Raw genomic sequence first — 6,804 nt, 5'->3', positions numbered from 1 at the left:
TGACGATAGGATTATATTGAACCCAATCCTAACTTCTTGCTACAGAAGTATTTATCAAGCGACCAATCTGGGCGCACTAGCGTAAATTTGTGTGGTTCTGATGTTTGTGTGTCCCAACATCTTGGAAACGCTCTCAATGGGTACGCCGTAACTGATACTGAGGGTCGCGAAACTATGCCGGGCAACGTGATAGGTGATTTTCTTGTTTATGCCGCACACCGTTGCGATTTCTTTCAAGTAATCGTTCATCTTTTGGTTACTGATTATCGGGAGAATTTTGCCGTCAGGCAGTTTCCCGTCATATTTCTGCAAGATGGCTTTGGGAATATCCAACAGGCGGATATTGGAAGTTACGTTTGTCTTGTGCCTTTTCTTGATTATCCATAGGTTGCCGTCAAAGGAAACCTTTATGTTCTCTGCCCGCAACTCGCACACGTCCACATACGACAAGCCCGTATAACAGCTAAAAATGAACATATCACGCACCTGTTCCAGCCGCTTGCTGGCAAATGTCTTTTGATAAATGCGGTCTAACTCGTCCTGTTCAAGATACCCTCTCTCCACATACTCGAATTTCAACTTGTATGCCCCGAAAGGATTGAAGTTTATCAAGCCCAGATTGTGGGCGAACAGCACAACGGTTCTGAAACGCTGCACAAACTTCATGGCGGTGTTGTGGGTACATGGATAGTTCTCACGGATGAACAGGTAAAAGCCCTCAATGAACACCACGTTTATCTCTCGGAAGCTGATGTCCTCCACATGGTAGTTCGTGCGGATATATTCGGCAAGACGGTTCTTTGTAAGTTCGTACCGGGTGTATGTCCGGTGTGTGGCGGTCTTTCCTACTTTCAGCGCATACTGCTCGTTATGCTGTGCGAACACTTGCAGGAGGGTCTTAGCCTTTTCCTCCTTGCCTAAAAAGGTGTTGCGTACCTTTTCAGCGGTAACATAGCCGTCCCTTTCCAGTATGGTCTGGTAGTGCTTGTACAGGGTGGCTTTGATACCGTCCAGCATTTCATTCATGCGGGTAAACTCCGCTCCACGTCCGGACACCTTTCCCGTCTTGGCTTGCCAGTTCTTGGGATTGACTTCAAGTTTGGTGTTGAACTGCGCCAGTTTCCCGTCAATGGTAATACGTGCCATAATAGGCATATTACCGTTCTTTTTTACCTTGTCCCGCTTCAAGAAGAACAATACTCGGAATGTTGATTTCATACCTCATTTTTTAAGTTACAAAACTACTTTTATTAACTCATAATGAGATAAATGCAGGGTCGCCAAATCCCGACAGTGTTCCGCCAATTTCCGACAAATCGTACCCCTTTTTTGAAAAATTTGTCGGGGTACGAATTGGGTACTAATTTTTGTCCGTCAATGCCCTCTTTTTGGCGGTCAAGGTCGCCAAAAGGCAATAAAAAAAGTCCCACAAAATATTGATTTTGTAGGACTTGTCTTTTTGTTGTCGCCTTTCGGCTTTTCTTTTCGTGATCCGCTTGGGGCTCGAACCCAAGACCCCAACATTAAAAGTGTTGTGCTCTACCAGCTGAGCTAGCGGATCGGTGCTTTTATAATGTGCTTCATAAAAGCGTGTGCAAAGGTAATATGTTTTTTTGAAACGGCCAAATTATTCCGGCTGTTTTTGCTCATTTTCTTCTTTTTCGGACGTTACGTCGATAGGGTGGGAGCTTGGCGTAGTGGCCGCCTCTTCGGTGCCTGAGGTGGCTGTTTCTTTGGTTACATATCTCTGGTAATATGCTATTAGCAGTGTTGTCAGTGGCAATGCTATTATCAGGCCGATGAAGCCGAGCAGTGCTCCCCAAACCGACAGCGACAGCAACAGCACGGCCGGGTTGAGCCCCATGGCCTTGCCCATTATCTTTGGTGTGAGTATCATGTCGGTTATGAGCTGAACGACCAGGAACACCCCAACGGCCGATGCCAGTATTATCCAGAAATTCTGTCCCGTGTCGGCAGCTTTGAGCAGCGAAAGAAACACCATCGGTATCAGTGCCAGTCCGTGCACGTATGGTATGAGGCTCATTATGCCAATCATAATGCCGAGGCCGATGGCCATGGGGAAATCGATGATGGTGAAGCCGATGCAGAACAGAATGCCTATGCATAGGGCCACGAGGCTTTGGCCGCGGATATAGCTGTTCAGTTCGCGCTCAACGTCGCCAATCAGCGCTTGCCAGAAATGCCTGTTTTTGGGTGGGAATATCTTTATGAATCCTGCCGCCAGCTTCTCGTAGTCGAGCAGAATGAAAAAGAGGTATAGCAGGGTGATCAGCGATGCCACGATGCTGATTATCACGTTGGCCGTTTGCCCGATAAACGTGAATAGTTTGGGCATGGTGTCGCTGAGGGCCTTTTTTACCTCCCTGTCGTTGAATACGTCCTGTATGGCCTGGCTGTTTTCTTCAATCCAAGTCCTTATGGCCAGCGGAAAGTTGCTTATGTGCGTTTTTTCATGCAGGTATCGGGTGACAAGCTGTCCCAGTTTCTCGAACTGGTCAATCATCGGCGGGATTATCAGGTAGATTATTCCGCCTATCACTGCCACGAGAAACACCAGCGACACGACAATGGCCAGCACACGGCCGGGAACGTGCAGGCGGTACTGCACGAACCTTACTATGGGATATATGAGATAGGCCAGCAGCCAAGCCACAAAGAATGGCAGCAATACACTGCCAAGATAGTTGAGCACATAGAGAATGGCTGCTATCAGCAGTGCACAGAGCATACCGCGCACAAATCTGTCGAAGGTTATCGTTTTGTCGAGCATGGGCATATTCCTCTTATATAATAATGTGTAAATCAGCCTCTGGCATTGCCTGGTTCGTGAATGGCCTTCTGGTAGCATTCGCGGCATAGCGGCTCGTATTCGGCCGTCTCGCCGAGCATCACGCGCTTCTCGTCGGCCACGGTGCGGTGGCTGGCGTAGGCCAGGGCGCCGCAGCGCACACAGATGGCATGCACCTTGGTTACATCGTCGGCAATGGCGCACAATGCGGGCATTGGCTCAAACGGCACACCCTTGAAATCCATGTCCAGCCCGGCCACGATTACCCTTACGCCACTGTTGGCCAGTAGGTTGCACACGTCAGGCAGGCCATTGTCGAAAAACTGGGCTTCATCAATGCCGACGACGTCGACATCTTCGGCCAGCAGAAGAATTTCCTCCGACGAGTTCACCGGCGTGCATCTTGTCTTGTGCCTGTCGTGGCTCACCACGTCTTTATCGGAATATCGAGTGTCTATGGCGGGCTTGAAAATCACAACCTTCTGCTTGGCAAATTCGGCCCGTCGCAGGCGGCGTATCAGTTCTTCGGTCTTGCCCGAGAACATTGAGCCGCACACTACTTCTATACGTCCCTGTCGGCGGGACTCCCCTGTTAAGTTATCTGTCATTTCGACGCAAAAGTACAAATACGTTTTAAAAATTGCAAAGATTTGGCTGCTTTTTTTTGGCCGTAAGGAACAAATCGTTACATTTGCAAATAATATGGGGATACTTTACGTTGTTCCCACCCCGGTGGGAAACCTTGAGGATATGACATTCCGCGCGGTGAAGGTGCTCAAAGAGGCTGATCTCGTGCTGGCTGAAGACACCCGTACGTCGGGTGTGCTGCTTAAGCATTACGGCATCAGCAACCACTTGATGTCTCATCACAAGTTCAACGAGCACGGCACTTCGGCTGCCGTGGTGCAGCGTCTGCTGGGCGGTGAGACCGTAGCCCTCATCAGCGATGCCGGTACGCCAGGCATTAGCGACCCGGGGTTTTTCCTCGTGCGCGAGGCTGTTAGGGCAGGTGTCGAGGTGCAATGCCTGCCGGGGCCCACAGCCTTTGTGCCGGCCTTGGTGGCCAGCGGCCTGCCTTGCGACAGGTTTGTGTTCGAGGGATTCCTGCCACAGAAGAAAGGGCGGCAGACCCGTCTTGAGGCCCTTGCCTCAGAAACGCGCACCATGGTGTTCTACGAGTCGCCCTTCCGCCTGTGTAAACTAATAGGGCAGCTTGCCGATGTTTTCGGCGGTGAGCGCGCTGCCTGCGTCTGCCGCGAGATATCCAAGTTGCATGAGGAGAGCGTTCGCGGCACGCTGGCCGAACTGGCCGCCCATTTTGCGGCAGTGCCGCCGCGTGGCGAGATAGTGGTAGTGGTTGCCGGTGCAGATGAAAAAGAAAGTAAAACTAAAACTCAGTGAATATGAAGAAACTATTGTTTGTAGGAATATGCTTGATGGCCATCGTGGCGTGCAAGCAAGACAAGCCGAAGACAGACCTTGCGGCAGCGCAGCAGCGTGACTCACTGACACAGGTTATAGCTCAGAAGGACAATGAAATCAACGACCTGATGTCAACTATGAACGAGATAGAGGAGGGGTTCCGCGAAATCAATGAGGCCGAAAACCGACTCAGCCTGGCCAAGCAGGGTGAGGGCAGCAATCGCGAGCAGCGAATACGCGAGAATCTGCAGTTCATACAGTCGACAATGAAGCAGAACAGGGAGCTCATTGCCAAGTTGCAGCGCCAGTTGCGTGAGGGAACCATCAAGGGCGACCAGTTGCAGCGCACCATAGACAACCTGACAAAGCAGATGGAAGAGAAAGACCAGCAGCTGCAGCAGCTCAGGGCCGAGCTCGATGCCAAAGACATCCACATCATGGATCTCGACGAGAAGATAGCCAATCTCAACACCAATGTCAACAACCTCACTGCCGAGGGCAAGCAGAAGACAGAGACCATAAATTCGCAAGACAAGCAATTGCATTCGGCATGGTATGTGTTTGGCACCAAGAGCGAGTTGAAAGAGCAGCGCATATATGTTGACGGCAAGGTTTTGCAGTCTAACTTCAACCGTGATTACTTCACCAAGATTGACATTCGCGTCACCAAGGAGATTAAGCTCTACTCGCGGTCTGCAAAATTGCTCACGGCGCATCCCTCTGGCAGTTATACACTGCAGCAGGATGCCAACAAGCAGTATGTGTTGCGCATCACCAACCCACAGCAATTCTGGAGCACGAGCAAGTATCTTGTGATACTTGTAAAGTGACAGTGGTATGGCAGGCGGGCGCATTCGCCATCTTGCCGGCGCCTGGATGTCAATATGCTGTATAATAAAGACTTACCGTCGGGGGAAGGCCATTGCTCTGGTCTTCCCTTTGGTGGTTTTGCATGCTTGTTGGCTACGGTTGCGTGCGGCTTGTGTCATACTGCGATACGTCATGTCTTAATTAGCTGTATTCTACATTCTTAGAATACTAATGATAATTGCTTTAAGTAGCTGTTCAAAATTAACCGATACAATAGACCTTGCAGGTGTCCTCTATATCTTTGCCACCATCTTGTGTGCTCTTTCGGGCCGCATACCAAAGTCTCATCGGTAGCGTAGCCCGCCACGCTCTCTCTTCGGACTTTGGCATGCATCTCCGAAATAGCGCACAATTTGATGACAATTTATTTCGAACACCTACTTATAAAACGGAATAATAAGCGATTTGGCTTATTTCGATGCATTATAAGTACTAAGTCTTATCTTGTCTGACTTATATTTCTGACTTTCCTATTTTTGCTATCTCATCAACTGAAATCAAACATGAATCTAACTAGCTGAAGAACCTAAAAAAAGTTAATTTGCTTGCGAATTACAGATAATTTCGTAAATTTGTTAATGATAAAAACAACCGAAATATGGACAAGAACGAAGAAACCATTAGCTTAACGAAGTGCGACAACTCTATTCTGGCCGATGAAATCGTTTCTAAGCTGGCCAACGCTGGTATAGCTTCATCGCTCCACGACGAGCTCAACGACCCCGCTTATGGCGCTTACGGACCTAATCCCGGGATTGAGGTGAGGGTGTTCAAGAAGGACTTGGAGCGAGCCCAGAGCATATTGAAGGAGATAACCGAAAAGCGAGAGAAGCAACTGCCATGGTGCCCCAATTGCGGCAGTCAGAATGTCGTAGCGTTAGGCAAGGTAAGGCCCAAGCTGTCTAAGTGGGCGGTCATCATCGGCGTTCTCTTGGTTGTCATCGGAATCGTCTGCATTATCCTACCATTCTGTGTGAAGTCTCTAGAGTCAGCTACGGTTAGCTTTCTTATTATATCACTGATCTCATTGGCGGTTGGCGTTGTCCTAGTCATACCCCAGCGAGAGCGCAAAAACTACAAATGCAACGAATGCGGGACTGAATTCTATCAGGAATAATTTTAAAAATATGCCTCTTATGTGATATCCCACGTGATAAGAGTAAGATAAAATGGCGATACTAAAATGGTTGTATACAATTAGTTGCTTGTTATGGTGCAACGATATGGTGCTAAGTATCAATGATTTATAAAATTACATATATTGTTGCCACCAGCCGTAGCAATGCGGCCTGTCCAATCGGTTTGCCCGTTTTTGCCTGCCCGTCAGGCTGTCGTCCATGGACTGTCGTTTTGGTTTGGGCTAGCCACGCTACAGATTTTGTTGTGTGTCGTTCGCATTCGTGTTTGGCCTGTTTCTGTCCTTCTGTGTTCTTTGCCATAAGTTCAAGTGTCTATTCACTCGAGTTTCGGCATGGTTTTGCTTTTGTCTTTATCCTGGAGTACCCACGCTGCTTGCTTTGCACACATTGATAAGAATATGTGGAATACTTATTGTCATCAGTTTGTGCACAGTCCTGTCGATGTTTTTCAAGGCACAATAAGAGTGATAGAGGCAGACTACACACCCGATAGGGCATTGGAAAACAACCCGGAAGGGCGTGCAAGATGATGGCAAGGACAAGATGCACGTATAGATTGGTATT

At 48.8% G+C, this 6,804-nt stretch carries 6 protein-coding genes and 1 tRNA gene; 3 read left to right on the top strand and 4 right to left on the bottom strand.

What is annotated here, in order from left to right; all coding sequences use genetic code 11:
- Positions 1 to 54: 54 nt before the first annotated feature.
- The 4 genes from H6B30_RS15330 to H6B30_RS15315 all read right to left on the bottom strand — a co-directional run bounded on the left by H6B30_RS15330 (position 55) and on the right by H6B30_RS15315 (position 3,417).
- On the bottom strand, positions 55 to 1,218 hold the full coding sequence (locus H6B30_RS15330; RefSeq protein WP_205112149.1) for a site-specific integrase: 1,164 nt from the start codon (positions 1,216 to 1,218) through the stop codon (positions 55 to 57).
- A gap of 270 nt (positions 1,219 to 1,488) precedes the next feature.
- Positions 1,489 to 1,561: transfer RNA gene (locus H6B30_RS15325), tRNA-Lys, on the bottom strand.
- 66 nt (positions 1,562 to 1,627) lie between these two features.
- Positions 1,628 to 2,791, bottom strand: coding sequence for an AI-2E family transporter (locus H6B30_RS15320; protein WP_205112147.1), 1,164 nt, complete (start codon positions 2,789 to 2,791; stop codon positions 1,628 to 1,630).
- A 32-nt stretch (positions 2,792 to 2,823) separates the two neighbouring features.
- Positions 2,824 to 3,417: a thymidine kinase gene (locus H6B30_RS15315; protein WP_205112145.1), complete on the bottom strand. Its 594-nt coding sequence runs from the start codon at positions 3,415 to 3,417 to the stop codon at positions 2,824 to 2,826.
- Between the two features lie 94 nt (positions 3,418 to 3,511).
- On the opposite strand from H6B30_RS15315, the gene rsmI reads away from it, so the two are divergent.
- From rsmI to H6B30_RS15300, 3 genes are all read left to right on the top strand, one after another.
- Entirely contained in the window at positions 3,512 to 4,210 is a 699-nt protein-coding gene (rsmI, locus tag H6B30_RS15310; protein ID WP_205112143.1) for a 16S rRNA (cytidine(1402)-2'-O)-methyltransferase, read from the top strand.
- 2 nt (positions 4,211 to 4,212) lie between these two features.
- Complete coding sequence (locus H6B30_RS15305; protein WP_205112141.1) at positions 4,213 to 5,061, top strand: Cbp1 family collagen-binding glycoprotein adhesin; 849 nt, start codon at positions 4,213 to 4,215, stop codon at positions 5,059 to 5,061.
- Positions 5,062 to 5,699: 638 nt separating this feature from the next.
- The gene (locus H6B30_RS15300) at positions 5,700 to 6,218 is read left to right on the top strand and encodes an LITAF-like zinc ribbon domain-containing protein (protein WP_205112138.1); all 519 of its coding nucleotides are present in this window, start codon (positions 5,700 to 5,702) and stop codon (positions 6,216 to 6,218) included.
- Positions 6,219 to 6,804: the final 586 nt, after the last annotated feature.

It is taken from the genome of Marseilla massiliensis, assembly GCF_016899955.1.
Classification (GTDB): Bacteria; Bacteroidota; Bacteroidia; order Bacteroidales; family Bacteroidaceae; genus Prevotella; species Prevotella intestinigallinarum.
Note: the sequence above shows the minus strand (reverse complement) of the source record. Positions and strands in the feature narration are given on the sequence as shown.

What these genes read in the sequence shown, in the direction of transcription:
- H6B30_RS15330 (WP_205112149.1), bottom strand. Translation starts at nt 1,218, where the DNA reads ATGAAATCAACATTCCGAGTATTGTTCTTCTTGAAGCGGGACAAGGTA.
- H6B30_RS15320 (WP_205112147.1), bottom strand. Translation starts at nt 2,791, where the DNA reads ATGCTCGACAAAACGATAACCTTCGACAGATTTGTGCGCGGTATGCTC.
- H6B30_RS15315 (WP_205112145.1), bottom strand. Translation starts at nt 3,417, where the DNA reads ATGACAGATAACTTAACAGGGGAGTCCCGCCGACAGGGACGTATAGAA.
- rsmI (WP_205112143.1), top strand. Translation starts at nt 3,512, where the DNA reads ATGGGGATACTTTACGTTGTTCCCACCCCGGTGGGAAACCTTGAGGAT.
- H6B30_RS15305 (WP_205112141.1), top strand. Translation starts at nt 4,213, where the DNA reads ATGAAGAAACTATTGTTTGTAGGAATATGCTTGATGGCCATCGTGGCG.
- H6B30_RS15300 (WP_205112138.1), top strand. Translation starts at nt 5,700, where the DNA reads ATGGACAAGAACGAAGAAACCATTAGCTTAACGAAGTGCGACAACTCT.